Raw genomic sequence first — 19,218 nt, 5'->3', positions numbered from 1 at the left:
CCAGTGTGTCGGCAGGATAAACAGGCGCGGTCGTCGGTCCAGAAATAAATAAATATATTTAAAACAATTGGTTGCGTAGTGTTTTTTCTGAGAACGCCGATACATGTAAGTTGCATTTAAGTACAATGCCGGCGGCATTGAGCCTGTATAAGACTATGGTCTAATAAGGCCGGTGTGAACAGACAACAATAGAGCAACAAGCAGGGTGGATTATCGATGGATTATTTCCTGACCGGTGGTACCGGGTTTATTGGCCGTTTCCTTGTGGAAAAACTTCTGGCACGCGGTGGTACCGTGCATCTGCTGGTGCGGGAGCAGTCCCGTGACAAACTTGACGCACTCAGAGCGCGTTGGGGCGTGGATGAGTCCCGTGTTAATGCCGTGATTGGAGACCTGACCAGCGACAATCTGGGTATTGACGCCAAAACCCTGAAATCCCTGACTGGAAAGGTCGACCACTTTTTTCATCTGGCCGCTGTTTACGATATGGGGGCCGATGAGGAATCCCAGCAGGCCGCGAACATTGATGGAACCAGGGCCGCAGTTAATGCTGCCGAAGCCATGAAAGTGAAACATTTCCATCATGTTTCGTCGATTGCGGCTGCGGGTTTGTTCAAAGGTATTTTTCGGGAGGATATGTTCGAAGAAGCGGAGAAGCTGGATCATCCGTATCTTAAGACCAAGCACGAGTCCGAAAAAGTTGTCCGTGAAGAGTGCAGGGTACCATTCCGGATATACCGCCCGGGCATGGTGATTGGCCACTCGGAAACCGGGGAGATGGATAAGGTCGACGGCCCGTATTATTTCTTCAAAATGATCCAGAAAATCCGTCGTACCTTGCCCCAGTGGGTACCGACGATCGGGGTTGAAGGCGGGCGTCTGAACGTTGTCCCGGTGGACTTTGTTGTCGATGCGATGGATCACATTGCGCATCTGGATGGCGAAGACGGCAAGTGCTTCCACCTGGTGGATACCGACCCTTACAAAGTGGGCGAGATTCTCAACATATTCTGTGAGGCCGGTCATGCGCCTAAAATGGGCATGCGTATAGATTCGCGTATGTTCGGCTTTGTTCCCCCGTTTATTCGCCAGAGCCTGAAAAACCTGCCACCGGTGAAGCGGCTGACAAGCGCTGTGCTGGATGATATGGGCATCCCGAGTTCTGTGCTGTCCTTTATCAACTATCCCACGCGTTTTGATGCCCGTGAAACCGAGCGTGCGCTGAAAGGAACAGGTATAGAAGTACCTCGCCTGAAAGACTTTGCACCTGTGATCTGGGATTTCTGGGAGCGTCATCTTGATCCTGACCTGTTCAAGGACCGCACTCTCAAGGGCACGGTTGAAGGTAAGGTGTGTGTGATAACCGGTGCTACTTCAGGTATTGGTCTGGCGACGGCTGAAAAACTGGCGGAAGCTGGCGCTATTCTGGTGATTGGTGCCCGTACCAAGGCAAAACTGGACGAGGTGAGCGCATCTCTGGAAGCGATGGGTGGCATCGTACATGCCTACCAGTGTGATTTTTCTGATATGGAGGACTGCGACCGGTTTGTGAAGACCGTTCTGGAGAATCACGGTCACGTTGATGTGCTGGTGAATAATGCCGGGCGCTCGATTCGTCGTTCGCTGTCGTTGTCGTTCGATCGCTTCCATGATTTTGAACGTACCATGCAATTGAACTACTTTGGCTCCGTGCGTCTGATTATGGGGTTTGCTCCCTCTATGTTGGAGCGTAATCGGGGGCATGTGGTTAACATATCTTCCATTGGTGTGCTTACTAACGCACCGCGCTTCTCGGCTTATGTTGCATCAAAGTCGGCACTGGATGCATTCAGCCGGTGCGCTGCTTCTGAATGGTCAGACAGGAACGTGACGTTTACTACTATTAATATGCCATTGGTAAAAACGCCGATGATTGCTCCCACCAAGATCTACGATTCTGTACCGACGCTTACGCCGGAAGAAGCTGCGGATTTGGTGACGAGTGCGATTATTGACCGCCCCAAGCGTATTGCTACACGCCTTGGCATTTTTGCTCAGGTGCTGCATGCTCTGGCGCCCAAGATGGGCGAAATTGTGATGAACACCGGGTATCGCATGTTCCCGGATTCGTCCCCGGGAGTTGGCGGCAAGGTTATTGAGCGGCCCAAGGTGTCTACGGAACAGGTTGCATTCGCAGCTGTGATGCGGGGCATTCACTGGTAAATAGTATTCTTTGTAATCTTGAAACAAAAAACCGCGCTTAAAGCGCGGTTTTTTGTAGGTGTTATTTATTGAACTAGTGGCTGTTCTATTCAGCTTCATCTGAAATCATTGGTGGCGGAAACCCGCCCAGCTCTTGCCAGCGATTTACGATGCCGCAGAACAGATCGGCTGTTTTTTCTGCATCGTAGGCCGCGGAGTGAGCTTCTTTGTTGTTGAACGGAATGCCTGCCAGCTTACAGGCCTGGGCCAGAACCGTGTGGCCATAAGCCAGACCGGCAAGGGTAGCCGTGTCGAACGTGGAGAAGGGGTGGAACGGGTTCCGGTTGATTTCCGCCCGCCGTGCCGCAGCAAATACGAAGTTGTGATCGAAGGTTGCGTTGTGGCCCACCAGGATTGCGCGCTTGCAGTCGTTTGCCTTGATCGCTTTCCGGATGGGGCCGAAGATTTCGCTCAGGCCTTCGCGCTCGGGAACGGCTTCACGCTCCGGGTTCCAGGGGTCGATCCCCGTGAAATCCAGCGCAGATTGCTCAAGATTGGCCCCTTCAAACGGATCGATCTGCTGCAAATGGGTTTCAGCACGCCGCAAACGACCGTCGTCGTCCATGGTCAGTATCACCGCAGCAATTTCCAGCAGAGCATCACGTTCCGGATTGAACCCACCGGTCTCCACATCGACCACAATGGGTAAAAAGCCGCGGAATCTGCGGGACATGGGGTGCGATTGGGGGTGCAGTTGTCTGTTTTCGTCAGTCACTAAGGCTCCGGTCGTGGCTGTTTATCAGGAAGTCGTAGGAAAATTACGCCAAACGCCAGTTGATGGTTTCGCCAGCTTTCAGCGGAACGATGGTACCACCCGCCAAGGGTAATTCCCCGGGCATAGTCCAAGGTTTTCTCATCAGGGTTATGGTACCGGTATTTCGCGGCAGACCATAGAAGTCCGCGCCGTTCAGGCTGGCAAATGCTTCCAGCCGGTCAAGAATACCAAGTTCTTCAAAAATATCAGCATAGAGTCCAATCGCGCCATAGGCTGAATAGCAGCCCGCACAGCCGCAGGCTGCCTCTTTCCGATCCTTTGTATGAGGAGCCGAGTCGGTTCCCAGAAAGAACCGCTTGTCACCGCTGGCAACAGCGTCCCTCAGCGCTTGCTGGTGTCTGTTGCGTTTCAGAACAGGAAGGCAGTATAGGTGAGGGCGAATCCCGCCCACCAGCATATGGTTGCGATTATACATAAGGTGCTGGGGTGTAAGCGTTGCGGCAAGATTTTCCCCCTGGTGATGCTGCACAAACTCCACAGAATCGGCGGTGGTAATGTGCTCAAGCACAACCTTGAGGTTGGGGAAGGCTTGCAGTGTGGGCGCCAGAACCCGGTCAAGGAATACCTTCTCCCGATCAAAAATATCAATGTCTGCATCGGTGACTTCGCCATGGACAAGCAGCAGCATGCCGCAGTCTGCCATAGTTTCCAGTACCGGATAGATGTTGCGGATATCCTGCACTCCAGAGGCGGAGTTTGTGGTAGCTCCGGCTGGATAAAGCTTGGCAGCAACAACACCTTCCGCTCTGGCCTCAAGTATGTCTTCGCGTGTAGTGGACTCTGTAAGGTAAAGCACCATCAATGGTCGGAAATCAGTACCTTTGGCCGCAGCCAGTACGCGATCCCGGTACGCTGAAGCTTCAGCGGCATTAGTAACCGGTGGCACGAGATTTGGCATGATGATCGCGCGGCCGAAGCAGGCAGCAGTAGCCGGCACAACGTCCTTAAGAACATCGCCGTCACGAACGTGGAGGTGCCAGTCGTCGGGGCGCACAAGGGTGAGCTGTTCGGTCATGATTTGATTCCGCGGTACCGTCAAAAGGTTCAATAAAGGGCGTAAGACGCGGCGTGAAAAGGCGTGTTCACTTTCAACGGCGCTCTGGCACTGAAAAAGTTGGCAGATTATAACAGAACACGCCAGTGATTGTTTTTCCTCTCGTGAGCTAAAGAATGCTGTGAGGGTGCCGTTAAACATGGAAAGCACGAAACATCGTGAACCACTGGTATAACTGCTCTTGCGTCCGTGGGGCGCTCTTATGGGACTCTTATGGTGTCTGACCTTCCCAAAAAAACGCTGAATATGCTGGCCATACTCGCTCTTGGCGTCTTTTTGCCCGGATCAGGCCTGGCCGGAAGTTACGGTGCCGGAATCTCAAACAGCCAGTGGTATCTTTCTGAATCTGTTTTCGAATGTTCTTTGGTGCATGAGGTTCCAGGCTATGGCCGGGCCGTTTTTAGCCACAGGGCGGGAGAGAGCCTTTCATTTTTCCTTGAATCCGAATCCCGGCTTATGCGCCCTGGGCGTGGTTCGTTAGTTGTTGAAGCGCCTGCGTGGCGACCGGGCACAGCGCCAAAATCTGTAGGTGTAGTGCACGTATCTGAGGGGCACCGTCCGGTATCCCTTGAATCCCGCCAGGCGGTGATTCTTGCGCAAAGCCTTCTCGACGGAATGCGCCCAACCGTTACCCGTGCCTCCTGGTACGATGGAAGCCCGGTCCGTGTGCAGGTTTCCAATATTAATTTCAATGGCCAGTATCAGCGCTACAGGTCTTGTGCTGCGAATCTTCTACCGGTAAATATCGATCAGATAGGGCGTTCAAAAATAGTGTTTGCCAGTGGGAGCAAGACGTTATCTGAAGCCGATATGGGCCTGTTGGACGACATTGTCGCCTATCTGGCGGCCGATATTACGGTAGAGCGCGTATTTGTAGATGGGCATAGTGATCGTATCGGAAACCGTATTGATAACCGGGCATTGTCTGAGGAGCGTGCCAATGTTGTGGCTGAGTATCTGAAGGGGCGCGGAGTGGACCCGGACATGATTACAGTGAGAGCTCACGGAGACCAGTACCCGGTGTCCGGGCGAGCTGCTGATAACCGTCGCACAACGATTCGCCTTCAGCGCGAGGGCGAGCGGCCTGGGCTACAGCAAGCCAATGGATATGGCGGTGCTTCCGCCGGATAACGCAACTTCAGGCCGCCCTCAGTAAACCGAGCTCAATACTTCCAGGTGAGCGTTCACGCTCTCTGCCAGAGCTTTCAGGTGGTAACCCCCTTCCAGCGTCGAAATAATCCGGTCGTTACTGTGTTCGTTCGCAATGCCCACCAGCATTTCTGTGAGCCATCGGAAATCCTCGACCTCCAGATTGAGTTCTCCCATCGGGTCCAGGCGGTGAGCGTCAAATCCGGCAGAGATAAGAACAACCTGAGGTTTAAATGCGTTCAGGCGTTTGATCCAGCCGTCTTCTACCTGTTTACGGTAGGTTTCAGCCGAACAGTCCGCTTCAATGGGAATGTTCACTATGTTGTCGGCTTGCCGGTGCACGTGCGAGTGCGGGTAGAACGGGTGCTGGAAGCTCGAGCACATCAGTATGCGTTCATCTCCGCTCACAATGTCCACGGTGCCATTTCCTTGATGCACATCAAAGTCAACGATGGCTACACGCTCAAGATGATGGAAATTGAGTGCCCGCATGGCTGCAAGAGCAATGTTGTTGTAAAAACAAAAGCCCATGGATTTGCTGCGCTCAGCGTGGTGGCCGGGAGGTCGTGCGCAGATAAATGCATTGGTAACCTGGCTGCTCATGACCATATCCACGGCCTGAACATTGGCACCGGCAGCCAGTTTTGCAGCACGGAGTGTGTCCGGCATCATGGCGGTGTCCGGATCAGTAAACACCCGGCCACGAGTTGGCTGCATCATGTCGAGCTGTTGCAGGTAACGTTCCGGGTGCACGTTTAAAAGCTGGTCCCGGGTGATTTCTTCCGGGCGTACCCAGTCGAGCTTTTCAGCAACCCCGGTGTCTGCAATGTAACTGATGATGGCTGCCAGGCGGTCAGGGCTCTCGGGATGCTCTGGGCCCATGTCATGTTTCTTGCAGTCATCATGGGAAAAAAATGCGGTGGTCATATATTTCGAAACGCCCCGATTATACTTGTATTCTTTTTGATTTTATCAGGGATAATCTGATGGTGCTGTGTTTCTTTGGTCTTATAGAGCCAATAGGCATTTCACATCGGTTCGTCTATGCATAAGATAGGACAAACACCTTCTGAAGGAGAGTCAGCTTGAGCACCCGGTATCTGGAAAGTCTGTTCAATCCTGCGTCAATTGCAGTGATAGGGGCATCGGAGCGAGCAGACAACCTTGGGGGTATGGTGTTGCGGAATCTGATGAGCGGCGGCTATCCCGGTAAACTTCTGGTAGTTAACCAGAACGACTATGACAATGTTCACGGCGTACCCTGTGTAAAAAAAGTGTCCAAAATGGAGTTTTCGCCGGACCTCGCCATTGTCTGTACGCCACCGGATACAGTTGCCAAGACCATCAGGCGCCTGGGCGAGGCCGGGGCACGTACAGCGATCGTGATGACCGGCGGGATGTCCCGTACTCACAGTAAAACCGGAAAGCCGTTGATGTATGCGGTTCGGGAGGCGGCAAAGGAGACCGGGATAAGGGTTCTGGGGCCGAACACCATTGGCTTTATGGTGCCAGCCAGAAGCCTGAACGCCACTTATGCTCATATGGGTGTTCTTCCTGGCCGCGTAGCGTTTGTGGGTCAGTCGGGTACTATCGCCAGTTCGGTGATTGACTGGGCCTTTGCCCGTGGTGTTGGTTTTTCCTATTTCCTCACCCTCGGTGATGGCATGGATATCGATCACGATGATTTGATTGATTATCTGGCTCAGGACACGCAGACCCGCGCAATTCTCCTGCACATTGAGCATATTCCAAACGCCCGGCGTTTTATGTCGGCCGTGCGGGTTGCCTCCAGAACAAAGCCTGTGATTGCCGTTAAATCCGGGCGTGTGCCGGAATCCGAGTGGCTACCCTATGAGCTACCTGATGGAATAGTGCGCAGCGATCCCATATACGATGCCATGCTACAGCGCGCTGGTGTGCTGCGGGTTGATGGGCTTGGGCAGATGTTTGACGCCCTGGAGACCCTGACCCGCATGCGGCCTTTGCGCAGGGAATCTCTGGCCATTATGGCGAACGGCGTTGGTCCCGGGGTTTTGGCCGTTGACCGACTGGCAGATCTGGGTGGAGAACTGGCTTCGTTGTCCGAATCCAGCATTACTGCGCTTGCGGAGCTGTTACCGCAATACTGGACGCGGAAGAACCCAATCGATCTTAACTACGATGCATCGCCTGAGCTTTACGGGAAGGCAATCAAAATTCTGGCAAAAGATCCTGAAGTTGCCAACCTGCTCGTGATGTACGCTCCCAGTCTGACGGAAGACAGTCTGCAGATTGCCGACGCGGTTGTGCAGGCTGCAAAGGGCACGCGGCTCAATATTTTCACCTGCTGGCTAGGGCAGAGTACTGTGATGGATGCACGCGAGGAGTTTTATCGCGCAGGGGTGCCGTCGTTTTTCAATCCGGAGAAGGCGGTCGTTGCCTTTATGCAACATGTGCGGCATCAGCGAGTCCAGCGCCTGCTGACGGAAACTCCCGAATCGTTTACCGACCATTTTGCAGACCATACGAAAACCCGGCGTATGGTTATGAATGCGCTTCATTCTGGCCGAAAACATTTGTCGAGCCGGGAAGCCCGGGATGTGATTCGCGATTACGGCATCAGCGCTATAGAAACCGTTTATTGTGATGATGTAGAAGAAGTTGTGGAGGCTTTCTCCATCGAGCGCCGACCGGTAGATGTCACGATTGTTCATGAGCAGTCCTGTCAGCCGTTTATGACTTTGACAGCCGCCCAGCGCCGCTACAAGGGGACCATGCAGAAGCTGAGCAGCGAGACTGAAATTATCGATGCCTGCCGTTTCCTGATGGAGGAATATCAGAAGCATTTTCCTGTTAGCGGGTTCCTGGGTTTTGCCATGCAGCTCTCTTATCAACACGTTGGCGGCATTGAATTCAGCGTAGGGATTACCCGGGATGTCCAGTTTGGGCCTCTGGTGGTCTGTGGTGCCTCCGGTGCTCATATCAACGTAATCTCCGATCGCCAGATTGCGCTACCGCCGTTGAACATGGTCCTTGCGCGGGAGTTGTTGCGTCGTACTTATATGTACAAGCTGCTCAGGGAGCACAGCCTGAAGCCGGAATCCGACATCCGGGCGGTTTCGGAAACGCTGGTTACACTTTCCCAGATCGTGATCGACAACCCTGAGATCCGGGGGCTGGAGATTTCGCCGCTGTTGTTCAATGACCAGGGGGCGGTAGCGGTTAACGTGGCTATCAACCTTTCTGAAACACCAGGCCGGCCGATTATTCAGCCATACCCAAGGGAACTCGAGGAGTGGATTGTGCTGCCCAAGTCGGGTCGCCGGGTAATTATTCGCCCGGCTCTTGCCGAGGACGAGCCCTCGCATCGGGCATTTCATGAACTGCAGTCGCCGGAATCCATTCGTTACCGGTTCTTCCAGTATCGCAAGCATTTCTCCCGGGAAGACGTTGCGCAGATGGTGCAAATCGACTACGACCGGGAAATGGTATTTATCGCCAACGCTCCCAGAGAGGATGGCAAAGGGGAAGAAACCCTGGGGACCGTGAGAACCTGGACAGACGCGGATAACCTGCAGTGCGAGTTCGCGGTCATGGTGCACGATAAGATGAAAGGTGAAGGTCTTGGCGTGGCGTTGATGCAGAAAATGATCGACTACTGCCGCGCCCGTGGCACGGTCGAAATGGTCGGCAATGTACTGGCCGACAATCGCCCGATGCTGCAGCTTGCTGAGCACCTGGGTTTCGAGGTGAAGTATAACCCTGAGGAAGAAGTGATGGATTTGCGGCTGGTGCTGAATGAGCCGAAAACTGCCTGGCAGAAGGAGAGGCTGAGCAAGAGAACCCACTGACGCCTTTCTGTGAAAGACGTCAGTGGTGGCGTTCATTCGTCCGGTTTGCTACTTACTCTTCAACGATTGCTGAACGGTCTTCGCCGCCCAGGGCTTCGAGTAATCCCGGAATCAGTTTCGACAGTTCAAGGGTCATGAGGGTGAAGGCTGCATCAAATTTTGCGACAGCATCATCAACATCAACGTCGTCGAGCTGGTCCTGAAGAGTTTCTCCAAATTTCAGCCTGCGGATGCCCAGCTCCTCGTCGAGAATGAAAGACACGTTCTCGTCCCATGTCAGGGCCAGTTTGGTGACTTGCATGCCCGCTTCCAGATGATTGCGGATTTCGTCTGCTTTCAGGTCCAGGCCTTTGCAGCGAACTACGCCGCCGTCTTCCGAAGGGTCTTTCAGTTCACATTCATTACCCAGCACTATCGTAGCTGGCAGGTCGACGGTTTCATTCAGCCAGCCCGTTAATGTGAAGGCAGGCGCCAGTTCTACAACGGGCGGCCGCACAGGCAGGGAACCCAGACTTTTGCGCAGGGTTGAAGCCAGGTCCTCCGCCTGTTTGGCAGAGCCTGCATCGACAACCAGGACACCGTCCTTCGGAGCCAGATAAGCAAAGCTGCGGCGGTTCCGGGAGAATGCCTGGGGTAGCATTTCCAGCATCACCTGTTCTTTGATTTCGTCTTTTTCCTTACGACGAACCTTGCGGCCCTGTTCAAGTTCAATGGCTTCAGCTTTCTCTTCAACGGCATCTTTCACGACTGGCCCAGGCAGAATTTTTTCTTCCTTGCGCAAGGCAATCAGGTGATATCCATTGGCACTGTGAACAAGCATCTCACCGTGTTTGCCCAGAGGCGGAACCCAGCCCTGGCGATTGGTTTCCTGTGGGCCGCAGGGCTTGAAAGCGTCGCTGCTGAGCTTTTCTTCGAGCTCTTCAGCAGAGATATCAAACGGTTTGGTAAAACGGAAAACGCGGGCATTGCGAAACCACATCAGGCTTGATCCTTGTTTTTCATAATTGCATGATCTCTACGAGAATTGTCTTAATGATAAAGCCCACCACGCCGGCTCCCAGCACAGTAAACAGGGCGATGGTGCCAAACTTTCCAGCCTGCGATTTTTTTGCCAGATCCCAGACGATAAATCCCATCCAGACAATAAGGCCTGTCAGAAACACCAGCATGGCGATCTGAGAAAATACTGCTTCATTCATGATGTGCTCCGAACTCAATCTGGATTACTGTTCATCCCGCAGGAAAACCCAGTTGTTTTTATCGGATTGGTCTTCGCTGAAATAATAACCATCAAGGTTAAAACCTTTGAGGTCGTTTGCGTCGGTAATACGGTTCAGGATGGCGAAACGGCACATAAGACCGCGGGCTTTCTTGGCGTAGAAACTGATCATTTTGTATTGACCGTTCTTCCAGTCCTTGAATTGGGGGGTAATCAACCTCCCTTCAAGATCCTTTTTCCTGACACTTTTGAAATATTCGTTTGAAGCCAGGTTTACCAGTACTTCGTCGTCGTTCTTCAGCAGGCGGTTTATTTCCTGGGTAAGGCTATCGCCCCAGAACGCGTACAGGTCTTTGCCACGTTTGTTCTCAAACTTTGTTCCCATTTCCAGCCGATAAGGCTGCATCAGGTCGAGTGGTTTGAGAATGCCGTAAAGCCCGGACAACATGCGCAGGTGCTTTTGGGCAAAACTGAAGTCCTGCTCGCTGAAGCTTTCCGCATCCAGCCCGGTGTATACATCTCCTTTGAACGCCAGTATTGCCTGGCGGGCGTTTTCAGGGGAAAAGGGTGTGTGCCAGTCCTGGAATCTCCCGGCGTTCAGCTGGCCCAGTTTGTCGCTGATGCTCATCAGGTTGCTGACCTGATGAGGCTCCAGTTCTTTTAACTGATCAATCAGCTCGCAGGCGTCATCCAGAAAGTCGGGCTGGGTGAAGGTTTCCGTTGCCAGCGGACTCTCGTAGTCGAGGGTTTTAGCGGGAGAGATAACCATCAGCATGTCAGATAATTCCTCATTGCAGAAACGTAAGTAACTGATCCCGGTCAAACGGCCAGTCGAGTTCTTGTCCGGTATCGCTCCGCCGGAGTACGGGAATCCGCGTGCCGTAGCGTTGTACCAGTTCTTCTGATTGCGCGATATCCACAACATCCACTGGTACAGGCGCCGGCATAGGCGTGTTTACCAGCAGAGCTTCTGCCAGTTCACACAGGTGGCATTGGGATGTGGTGTAAAAAAACAGTTCCATTATTTCGGCTGAGCGTCCACTTGTTGTCCGTTTACGCCGGCGCTGTCTTTACCCATCAGATACAGGTAGACCGGCATAAGTTCTTCCGGTGCCGGATTTTGCTGTGGGTTTTCAGCCGGGTAGGCATGGGCCCGCATATTGGTTCTGGTGGCACCCGGATTCAGGCTGTTAACCCGCACATTGTGGCGCTCGTCATCCAGCTCATCGGCCAGGAGCTGGCTCAGACCCTCAACCGCAAACTTGGATACTGCATAGGCTCCCCAATAGGCCTTTGCTTTACGGCCAACTCCGGAGGATGTGAAAATGACTGAAGCTGCATCTGATTTCCGCAGCAGGGGAATCATCGCCCGGCTTAGCAGGAATGGAGCCGTTGCGTTCACTTGCATGACCTTGTTCCAGGTTTCCGGGTTGTACATTTCCACCGGGCTGCGGTCGCCGAGAATACCGGCGTTATGCAACAGACCATCAAGCTTTCCGAAGTTGTCTTCCAGGGTCATGGCCAGTTCTTCGTAGTCTTTCGCGCTAGCACTTTCAAAGTTCATTGGAACTATGGCCGGCTTCGGGTGCCCAGCCGCTTCAATTTCGTCGTAGACAGACTCCAGTTTGCTCACTGTCCGGCCCACAAGAATCAATGTGGCTCCGTGCGCAGCATAGGTTTTTGCGGCTGTGCGGCCAATTCCGCTGCCCGCACCGGTCACCAGTATGATGCGATCTTTCAGAAGATCAGCGGGTGCCTGGTAATCTTGCATAACCTGTCTCCGTGTCAGCCTGAGGTTCATCAGAGTGCGTTAAAGTTGGTCGGTTTCAAAAGTGCGTCATTGTAACAGCTTTGCGAGATCGCTGACTGTGTCGGCGACAATGTCGGCTTGCCATAGGTCAACAGCTTCAGGCTCTTCGATATAGCCATAGCGTACAGCGATTGTTTTCATATGGGCATTGCGTCCGGCCTCTATATCCCGTTCATGGTCGCCCACATACACTGCTTTGGCCGGGTCTGCACCTATCTGTTTACAGGCAAGAAAAAGAGCTTCCGGAGCGGGTTTTCGTAAGGTGACATGGTCTGGGCAGACCAGCGAAGCGCAGCGCTCTTCCAGGCCGAGTGCCTTTACCAGCGGAGCCGCAAAACGTACAGGTTTGTTGGTCACGATACCCCAGGGAATGCTTTTGCCCTCCAGTGACCGGAGCAGCTCGTCCATGCCTTCGAACAGGCGGGTTTCGACCGCGACACCAGCCTCATACAGATCAAGAAACGCTGTATGTTTGTTGAGATAATCCGGATGCTCCGGTTCCAGCCCGAAGCCTACCCGTACCATGGCCCGTGCGCCATTGGAAACGGATCTGCGTATAAGGTCTGCAGACAGCGCCATAAGGCCGTGTTGCTGGCGCAATTCGTTAAGGCAGCGGATGAAGTCCGGTGCGGTGTCGATCAGAGTGCCATCCAGATCGAAAAGAACGGTTGAGGGCTTTTCAGCTTTCACGTATATCCCGGGCGTGCATCAGATAATTTACATCAACATCCCGGCCCAGCTTGTAAGAGCGGGTAATGGGGTTATAAGTCATGCCGGTCAGTTCGCGCACATCCAGCCCGGCGTGGCGAAGGTAATCGGACATTTCCGAGGGTCGAATAAACTTTTTCCATTCATGAGTGCCTTTGGGGAGCATGTTCAGGACATATTCGGCTCCGACAATGGCAAACAGGAAAGATTTCGGATTGCGGTTAATAGTCGACACAAACAGGTGTCCGCCAGGCTTGAGGAGAGCCGAGCAGGCTTTGACAACTGAGGCCGGGTCGGGCACGTGCTCCAGCATTTCCAGGCACGTAACGGCGTCGTACTGGCCTGCATGTTCGGGGTCGCGAGCCAGCTCTTCAACAGTAATTTGCTGATAGTCCACCTTGATCCCGCTTTCCAGACCATGCAGACGTGCAACGGCCAGGGGCGATTCGCCCATATCTATACCGGTTACGTGAGCTCCACGCAGTGCCATGCCTTCTGACAGCAGGCCTCCGCCACATCCTATGTCAGCCACCCGTTTACCAGCCAGGGATACGCGTTCGTCGATATAGTTCAGGCGTAAGGGGTTAATATCGTGCAGTGGCTTGAACTCGCTGGTGGGATCCCACCAGCGATTGGCCAATGCTTCGAATTTGGCAATTTCGTTCCGGTCAACGTTCTGGTTTGTCATGTTGCGCTCTGCCTGATCAATCTGTCGGAATTTGTTTAGTCAGCCTGCTGTTGGCGGATTTGCCTTGCCCAATCCTCAACGCGGAGCATCAGGTCTGGAACATCTATGCGTGTCAGTTTGCCATCCTGTACCTGAGGTGCGCCGTTGATCCAGCTATGGGTTACAGCGCGGCTGCGGTTGCTGTAAACAAGGTGGGAGGCAGGGTCGTAAACCGGCTGAGTAAACGGGTCGCTGAGATCAACAGCAATAATGTCTGCCAGCTTTCCTGCTACTAGAGAGCCCAGTTCGTGGTCACGACCCAGTGCTTTGGCTCCATTCAGTGTTGCGCCCTGAAGAGCCTCATGGGCAGAAAATGCTGCAGCATCATTGGCGACCACTTTTGCAACCATGGCAGCAGTGTGGATTTCACCGAACAGATCCAGGTCGTTGTTGCTCGCCGCGCCGTCAGTTCCGACCGCCACGTTAATTCCTCGCTTCATGAGCTTGTCGGCAGGGCACAGGCCGCTGGCGAGCTTGAGGTTGGATTCAGGGCAGTGAATAACATGCGCCCCGGTTTCTGCGAGCAGAGTAATATCTGTGTCGCTGATCTGAGTCATATGGACACATTGGGTTCTGGGGCCAAGAACGCCAAGTTCTGCAAGCCGTTCTGTGGGGCGTTTCCCCATTTTTTCTACGGCATCGGCTACTTCAAATTCGGTTTCATGCAGATGAATCTGAATGCGGGCACCTGTTTTTTCAGAAAGCGCGAGAGCTTTGATCAGGGGGCCATCAGATACGGTGTAAGGCGCATGTGGGCCAATGGCCGGCATGATGTAATCATCATCTTTCCATGCTTCTATCAGGGCTTCGCCTTTACTCAGATATTCATCAGGGCCGGAGCCCCATACGGTTGGGAAATCCAGCAGAGGAAAACAGATCTGGGCGCGCATGCCTGTATCATGGGCCAACTGAGCCACAATTTCCGGGAAAAAATACATGTCCGAGAAGGTTGTTGTGCCGGTTCTCAGCATCTCTGCCATGGCCAGTTGTGAGCCGTCGGCAATAAACTGTTCGCTGACAAAGCGGCTTTCGGCGGGCCATATATGGTCATTCAGCCAGGTCATCAGGGGCAGGTCATCCGCCATACCCCGGAAAAGCGACATCGCCGCATGTCCGTGCATGTTGATCAGCCCTGGCATAACCACGTGGTGAGGCAGGTCAATCGTCTCACGGGTACGAAACCCGCGATCCGCTGCTGCTACGGGCAGTACTGCCGCAATTCGGGTGCCCTGAATAATAATGGCCTGATGCTCAAGCACGATTCCGGACGGTTCAATAGGAATCAGCCAGCGTGCGTTGATGCGAATATCAGCTGTGGTGATGGTATCTGCCGTCATTGACCCTGCCTTGCAGTGCCGGCCACAAAATGCGTTGAGCATAAAAAGTGCACAAGTGCGCCGGACAATGAAATGTAGCCCGCAAGTATAACCGTTATACTGGCCGTTTTCAGCGTTAAGAAACGGTAGCCAGGCAATGAATAATCTTACAGATACTCCTTTCTCCCGTGCTTTGGGTACGGTCGCACTCAGATGGCAAGGCAACAGTCTGGAACTGCTTGATCAGCGTCTATTGCCAGCTCAGGAGCACTGGATAACTCTGGAAGGTGCATCCGGCGTCGCCCGGTGCATTCGGGATATGGTGGTGCGTGGCGCACCGGCTATTGGTATCAGTGCGGCCTACGGTGTTGCACTTGCTGCCAGGCATGCCGGAAGCAGGGACTGGCAAGCTGAAATCAGGCAGGCTATACGTGAGTTATCTGAATCCCGGCCAACCGCAGTGAATCTGTTCTGGGCCTTGCAGCGAATGGAGCGGGTGTTTGACTCGTGTGAGTCTGTTGGCGAGGCTCAGGAGAGGTTGGCAGATGAAGCAGAGGCTATCCATCAGGAAGATCTGGCCGGCAATCTGGCCATGGCCGATCATGCTCTCAGTGCAATGGGGCTCTCGGCCGACAACGCCGCGCCTGTCTCGGTTCTGACCCATTGCAATACAGGTGCGCTCGCAACAGGCGGTTACGGCACTGCGCTGGGCGTTATTCGCCGGCTTCATGAAAAAAAGTTACTGACGCGGGTTTATGCGGACGAGACTCGTCCGTGGCTTCAGGGTAGTCGCCTCACCGCCTGGGAATTGATGCGGGATGATATTCCGGTGACTCTGAACGCTGATGGCGCTGCTGCGGCCATTCTCGCTGCTGGTGAGGTGCGGTGGGTTCTGGTGGGTGCCGATCGTATTACTGCCAATGGCGATGTGGCCAATAAAATCGGGACTTACAGCCTTGCGGTGCTGGCACGCTATCACAACGTGAGGTTTATGGTCGTAGCGCCCTCAAGCACAGTGGATATGTCGCTGGCGTCGGGTACAGATATCCCCATCGAAGAGCGCGATGGCCGGGAGGTTCGTGAAGTGCGGGGCATTTCTCTCGCTCCTGAAGGGGTGCCGGTGTTTAATCCGGTGTTCGATGTAACGCCCGCAGATCTTATTGACGTTATTGTTACTGAGAAGGGAATCGTTCGGAATCCGGATATGGCAGGAATGCAGGGGCTATTCGGTTGATGGTTTTTTTTCGGCAGAGATCTTTGTACCCGGCGGTTTGTTTTGTTGCTTTTCAAAACTGGCGCGGAGTTCGGCTACCTGTTTTTCCTGCTCTTCGGCGAAGTGGAGGGACATCTCAAAACCCTGTCTGGTGAATTCCAGTACTTTGTGGAAGTCTTCGTCTGAGAGTGTTCGTGCGGAATCATGGCGGCGGAAGATGTTTATAAATTCCCGTTCCCGCTCAAACTGCAAGGGTAATCTGGCCACGCCCCAGTCGTTAAGAGTCTGCCAGACCTCGGGGTTGTAGTTCCGGGTTGTGCGCATGATGAACGGGATAGGGTCGTTCCGTGCGATCAGGGCAGCCAGACGGAGAATCAGTTCAAATGAAAGTGTAGCTGTTCCGTTCTCGATGGCCTCAAGAACGGACTTGTCGCGGAGATTGAGGGCCTCGCTCATCTCCGACAGTGTCAGCCCGGCAACTTCCCGGATGTCCTTTATGGAATGGCCTGCTGCCAGCATGGCCCTCAGTTGATCCTGAGAGTTGATCAGCACTCGCCCCAGTCGCAGTGAAGTGTCTGTGGCGCGGGCTCCGAGGCGGAAAGCCGATCCGGTTAAGCTGGCAAGCCGGTCAATAATTCCTTCCGGCGCCTTTTCTTCCGAGGCCGGCTTACTCAGACCATCCAGTTCTTCCAGCGAACGCATGGCGTGGAGTGCATCCAGCAACATGTCCTGCAGGGCCCGGGCTTTGCTCTGACCTGCTTTTTCACTGACTGCCTGCTTGCCGGTTTTCTGGCTCATATTACCGGGCTTCAGCCTGGGCCGCGAATTGTTGAGGGCTAAGAATTGAGGCCATCCGACTGTCCATTTCCAGCATGTCAGCCATTATGTTGCCGCCTTCGCGGATCACGAAATCCAGTTCTTCGTCGGTAGTACCCAGGTCTGCAGCCTGCAGGTCCTGCCAGTCCTCCAGTTCATCCAGAGTCTCGAACGGCGCTTCGCCGCGCAGTTCCCGACGGGCATTGGCAATGGTCAGCCGGGTACGATCTATCTGTTCTTGTTGAGTAGTGCGCTCATCCAGATTGAGGCTCACAGTGTCTCTCTGACGCTGCTCTTTGAGGAAATCAATTTCCTGCTGAAGGAGGCTGAATTCGGGGCTGCTGGCAAAGCGATCATCATGGCGCTTACGCAGTTCGTCGATGATTCCGCTGAAATCAAAATACCGGGTATGAGGAACGGCATCTATCTGATCCCAGGGCAGGGCATGATCCAGCGCATCCTCACCAATACGGGTTTTGTCGATCCGGGAAGGAATCTCTATATCGGGAATCACCCCTTTGTGTTGGGTTGACCCCCCGGATACGCGGTAGAATTTTGATTGGGTAATCTTGAGCTGGCCATGATTCAGTGGCCGGACGGCCTGCACAGTCCCTTTACCAAAGGTTTGCGAACCCACGACCAGACCGCGACCGTAATCCTGGATTGCACCGGCAAAAATCTCCGAAGCCGATGCACTCATGCGATTGGTGAGCACTACCAACGGGCCGTCATAGGCAACCGATGCATCTTCGTCATTCAGAACCTGAACCTCGTTGCTTGAATTGCGAATCTGGACGGTAGGGCCAGTATCGATAAACAGGCCAACCAGATCATTTGCTTCGTGCAGTGCACCGCCGCCATTATTGCGCAAATCAATTACCAGGCCATCTACGCTATCCTGCTGTAGTTCTGTAATCAGTTTCCGGACATCGCGTGTTGTGCTTTTGTAGTTGGGGTCTCCGGCCTGCATGGCACGGAAATCGGCGTAAAATGTAGGAACAGTAATTACGCCCACAGTGTATTTTTTGCCATTGCGCTCAAATTCGATGGAGTCTTTGCTGGCACTCTGTTCTTCCAGTTTTACTTCATCACGGCTGATAGCAATGGTTTTGGTCAGGGTTTCATCGGTCGCGCTGGCAGGAACCACTTCGAGTGTAACGACGGAGTTACGCGGACCGCGGATGAGGTCGACCACTTCATCCAGGCGCCAGCCAATCACGTTGACAGGTTTTTCGCCCTCTTGCTTAACCGATACTATTCTGTCTGCCGGCTGGAGCTGGCCTTGTTTTGAGGCAGGGCCGCCCGGAACCAGCCGCACCACTTTGGTGTACTCGTTATCCGCCTGCAGAACCGCGCCAATACCCTCGAGTGAAAGGCTCATGTTGATATTGAAGTTTTCGGAGGTGCGTGGCGAAAAGTAGGAGGTATGCGGATCCCACATGCCGGTAAATGCATTCATGTAGGCCTGGAAAGCATCTTCGCTACGCGCCTGGTAGGCCCGCTTGAGTTGGCCTTCATATCGGCGTTTAAGGCTTTCTGTGATCGTTTCGTCGTCGGAACCATTGAGGCGCTGCGCAAGCACGGCATTTTTGATGCGTTTAACCCAAAGCGCATCAAGCCCCTTCTTGTCTGGCTCCCATTCGGTGTCCGAACGGTCAAGAAGAATGCTTTCGTTGGTACTGAAATCCAGACTCCCGATACCTTCGTCTACGGTTTTCAGTGCGAATTGAAGGCGCTCGATAATACGTTGCTGAACCAGGTTGTAGATGTCGAATCCCGGTTGAAGCTGGCCGGTTTTCAGAGCGGACCCCAATCGGTTTCTTACTCCACTGAGTGCCTCGATATCGCTGCCCGTGAGGTAGACTCGCTGGCCATCGAGGTAGTTCAGGTAAGCATCAAATACATCGCCGGAAAGCTTGTCGCTTATCCCGAGGTCACGGAAGTGGGTGAACTGCAGTTGTCTGGCGATGAGGATGTTTGCCCGCGCCTGATCAATCGTTGGCGCAACGGGTACATAGGCTTCCGGCTCAACCGCTTTCGCCTGTATTCCGAAAGGTGCTGATAAAAGCAGGGCAACAGTAAACGCTTTGCATACGCCTATCCGGCCAGGTTTGATAGGGGCGCGACGGACAGATATTTTTTCCGCGATGGTCATATAGGCATACCTGATGATGCTGGGTACCTGCCAGACGTGTCTGGAGCCGGTTAACCCGTGGGCTGATTGATTTATTGTAGGCAAGGGCTACACCCGTTGCTATAGGCATGGCGTATCGATTCGTGACAATCTGTCCATGAACACAAAGCGCAGATTGCAGAAGGCGACCCGTAAAAAGCGTTCCGGATGGGCGTGCGGCGGAGGG

General features: G+C 53.7%; 17 protein-coding genes. 4 read left to right on the top strand and 13 right to left on the bottom strand.

Translation table 11 applies throughout. The features are described 5' to 3' along the window. The first annotated feature begins 216 nt into the window (after positions 1 to 216). Positions 217 to 2,202 (top strand): SDR family oxidoreductase, encoded by a 1,986-nt coding sequence (locus CPA50_RS13250; RefSeq protein WP_096783023.1) that lies wholly within the window; start codon positions 217 to 219, stop codon positions 2,200 to 2,202. Positions 2,203 to 2,287: 85 nt separating this feature from the next. Here CPA50_RS13250 and rnt read toward each other — a convergent pair whose 3' ends face one another. Next, entirely contained in the window at positions 2,288 to 2,914 is a 627-nt protein-coding gene (gene rnt / locus CPA50_RS13245; RefSeq protein WP_096783523.1) for a ribonuclease T, read from the bottom strand. An 85-nt stretch (positions 2,915 to 2,999) separates the two neighbouring features. Continuing rightward, complete coding sequence (pyrC, locus tag CPA50_RS13240; RefSeq protein WP_096783022.1) at positions 3,000 to 4,031, bottom strand: dihydroorotase; 1,032 nt, start codon at positions 4,029 to 4,031, stop codon at positions 3,000 to 3,002. A gap of 252 nt (positions 4,032 to 4,283) precedes the next feature. On the opposite strand from pyrC, the gene CPA50_RS13235 reads away from it, so the two are divergent. Continuing rightward, the gene (locus CPA50_RS13235) at positions 4,284 to 5,201 is read left to right on the top strand and encodes a flagellar protein MotY (protein WP_096783021.1); all 918 of its coding nucleotides are present in this window, start codon (positions 4,284 to 4,286) and stop codon (positions 5,199 to 5,201) included. A gap of 18 nt (positions 5,202 to 5,219) precedes the next feature. On the opposite strand, the gene CPA50_RS13230 is transcribed toward CPA50_RS13235, so the two are convergent. After that, positions 5,220 to 6,146 carry a histone deacetylase family protein gene (locus tag CPA50_RS13230; RefSeq protein ID WP_096783020.1) on the bottom strand — a complete coding sequence of 309 codons (927 nt, stop codon included), beginning with the start codon at positions 6,144 to 6,146 and terminating at the stop codon, positions 5,220 to 5,222. Positions 6,147 to 6,304: 158 nt separating this feature from the next. Between CPA50_RS13230 and CPA50_RS13225 the strand changes: the two genes are divergently transcribed. After that, positions 6,305 to 9,049, top strand: a complete 2,745-nt coding sequence (locus CPA50_RS13225) for a GNAT family N-acetyltransferase (protein WP_096783019.1) — start codon at positions 6,305 to 6,307, stop codon at positions 9,047 to 9,049. Positions 9,050 to 9,101: 52 nt separating this feature from the next. Here CPA50_RS13225 and rdgC read toward each other — a convergent pair whose 3' ends face one another. The 8 genes from rdgC to CPA50_RS13185 form a co-directional block, all read right to left on the bottom strand. Then, entirely contained in the window at positions 9,102 to 10,028 is a 927-nt protein-coding gene (rdgC, locus tag CPA50_RS13220) for a recombination-associated protein RdgC (protein ID WP_096783018.1), read from the bottom strand. 19 nt (positions 10,029 to 10,047) lie between these two features. Then, positions 10,048 to 10,248, bottom strand: coding sequence for a DUF2788 domain-containing protein (locus CPA50_RS13215; protein ID WP_096783017.1), 201 nt, complete (start codon positions 10,246 to 10,248; stop codon positions 10,048 to 10,050). Between the two features lie 24 nt (positions 10,249 to 10,272). Further along, positions 10,273 to 11,043: a peroxide stress protein YaaA gene (gene yaaA, locus CPA50_RS13210; RefSeq protein WP_096783016.1), complete on the bottom strand. Its 771-nt coding sequence runs from the start codon at positions 11,041 to 11,043 to the stop codon at positions 10,273 to 10,275. 13 nt (positions 11,044 to 11,056) lie between these two features. Beyond that, positions 11,057 to 11,290 carry a glutaredoxin family protein gene (locus tag CPA50_RS13205; protein WP_096783015.1) on the bottom strand — a complete coding sequence of 78 codons (234 nt, stop codon included), beginning with the start codon at positions 11,288 to 11,290 and terminating at the stop codon, positions 11,057 to 11,059. Next, a complete protein-coding gene (locus CPA50_RS13200; protein WP_096783014.1) occupies positions 11,290 to 12,039 on the bottom strand; it encodes a YciK family oxidoreductase in 750 nt (249 codons plus the stop codon). Before CPA50_RS13200 ends, CPA50_RS13205 begins: the two co-directional genes overlap by 1 nt. Before the next feature lie 66 nt (positions 12,040 to 12,105). Next, positions 12,106 to 12,768, bottom strand: coding sequence for an HAD-IA family hydrolase (locus tag CPA50_RS13195; RefSeq protein WP_096783013.1), 663 nt, complete (start codon positions 12,766 to 12,768; stop codon positions 12,106 to 12,108). After that, positions 12,758 to 13,474 (bottom strand): bifunctional 2-polyprenyl-6-hydroxyphenol methylase/3-demethylubiquinol 3-O-methyltransferase UbiG, encoded by a 717-nt coding sequence (ubiG, locus tag CPA50_RS13190; protein ID WP_096783012.1) that lies wholly within the window; start codon positions 13,472 to 13,474, stop codon positions 12,758 to 12,760. The genes CPA50_RS13195 and ubiG overlap by 11 nt, the downstream gene beginning before the upstream one ends. Positions 13,475 to 13,509: 35 nt before the next feature. Then, positions 13,510 to 14,850, bottom strand: a complete 1,341-nt coding sequence (locus tag CPA50_RS13185) for a TRZ/ATZ family hydrolase (RefSeq protein ID WP_096783011.1) — start codon at positions 14,848 to 14,850, stop codon at positions 13,510 to 13,512. A gap of 136 nt (positions 14,851 to 14,986) precedes the next feature. Between CPA50_RS13185 and mtnA the strand changes: the two genes are divergently transcribed. Next, a complete protein-coding gene (gene mtnA, locus CPA50_RS13180) occupies positions 14,987 to 16,063 on the top strand; it encodes an S-methyl-5-thioribose-1-phosphate isomerase (protein ID WP_096783010.1) in 1,077 nt (358 codons plus the stop codon). On the opposite strand, the gene CPA50_RS13175 is transcribed toward mtnA, so the two are convergent. Continuing rightward, positions 16,052 to 16,840 (bottom strand): helix-turn-helix domain-containing protein, encoded by a 789-nt coding sequence (locus tag CPA50_RS13175; protein ID WP_096783009.1) that lies wholly within the window; start codon positions 16,838 to 16,840, stop codon positions 16,052 to 16,054. The two genes, mtnA and CPA50_RS13175, sit on opposite strands and share 12 nt — an antisense overlap. A 1-nt stretch (position 16,841) precedes the next feature. Further along, entirely contained in the window at positions 16,842 to 19,013 is a 2,172-nt protein-coding gene (locus CPA50_RS13170) for a carboxy terminal-processing peptidase (RefSeq protein ID WP_096783008.1), read from the bottom strand. Positions 19,014 to 19,218: the final 205 nt, after the last annotated feature.

The sequence above is a fragment of the Marinobacter sp. ANT_B65 genome, from assembly GCF_002407605.1.
GTDB lineage: Bacteria > Pseudomonadota > Gammaproteobacteria > Pseudomonadales > Oleiphilaceae > Marinobacter.
The sequence above is the reverse complement of the archived record's forward strand: the minus strand, read 5'-3'. Positions and strand labels throughout refer to the sequence as shown.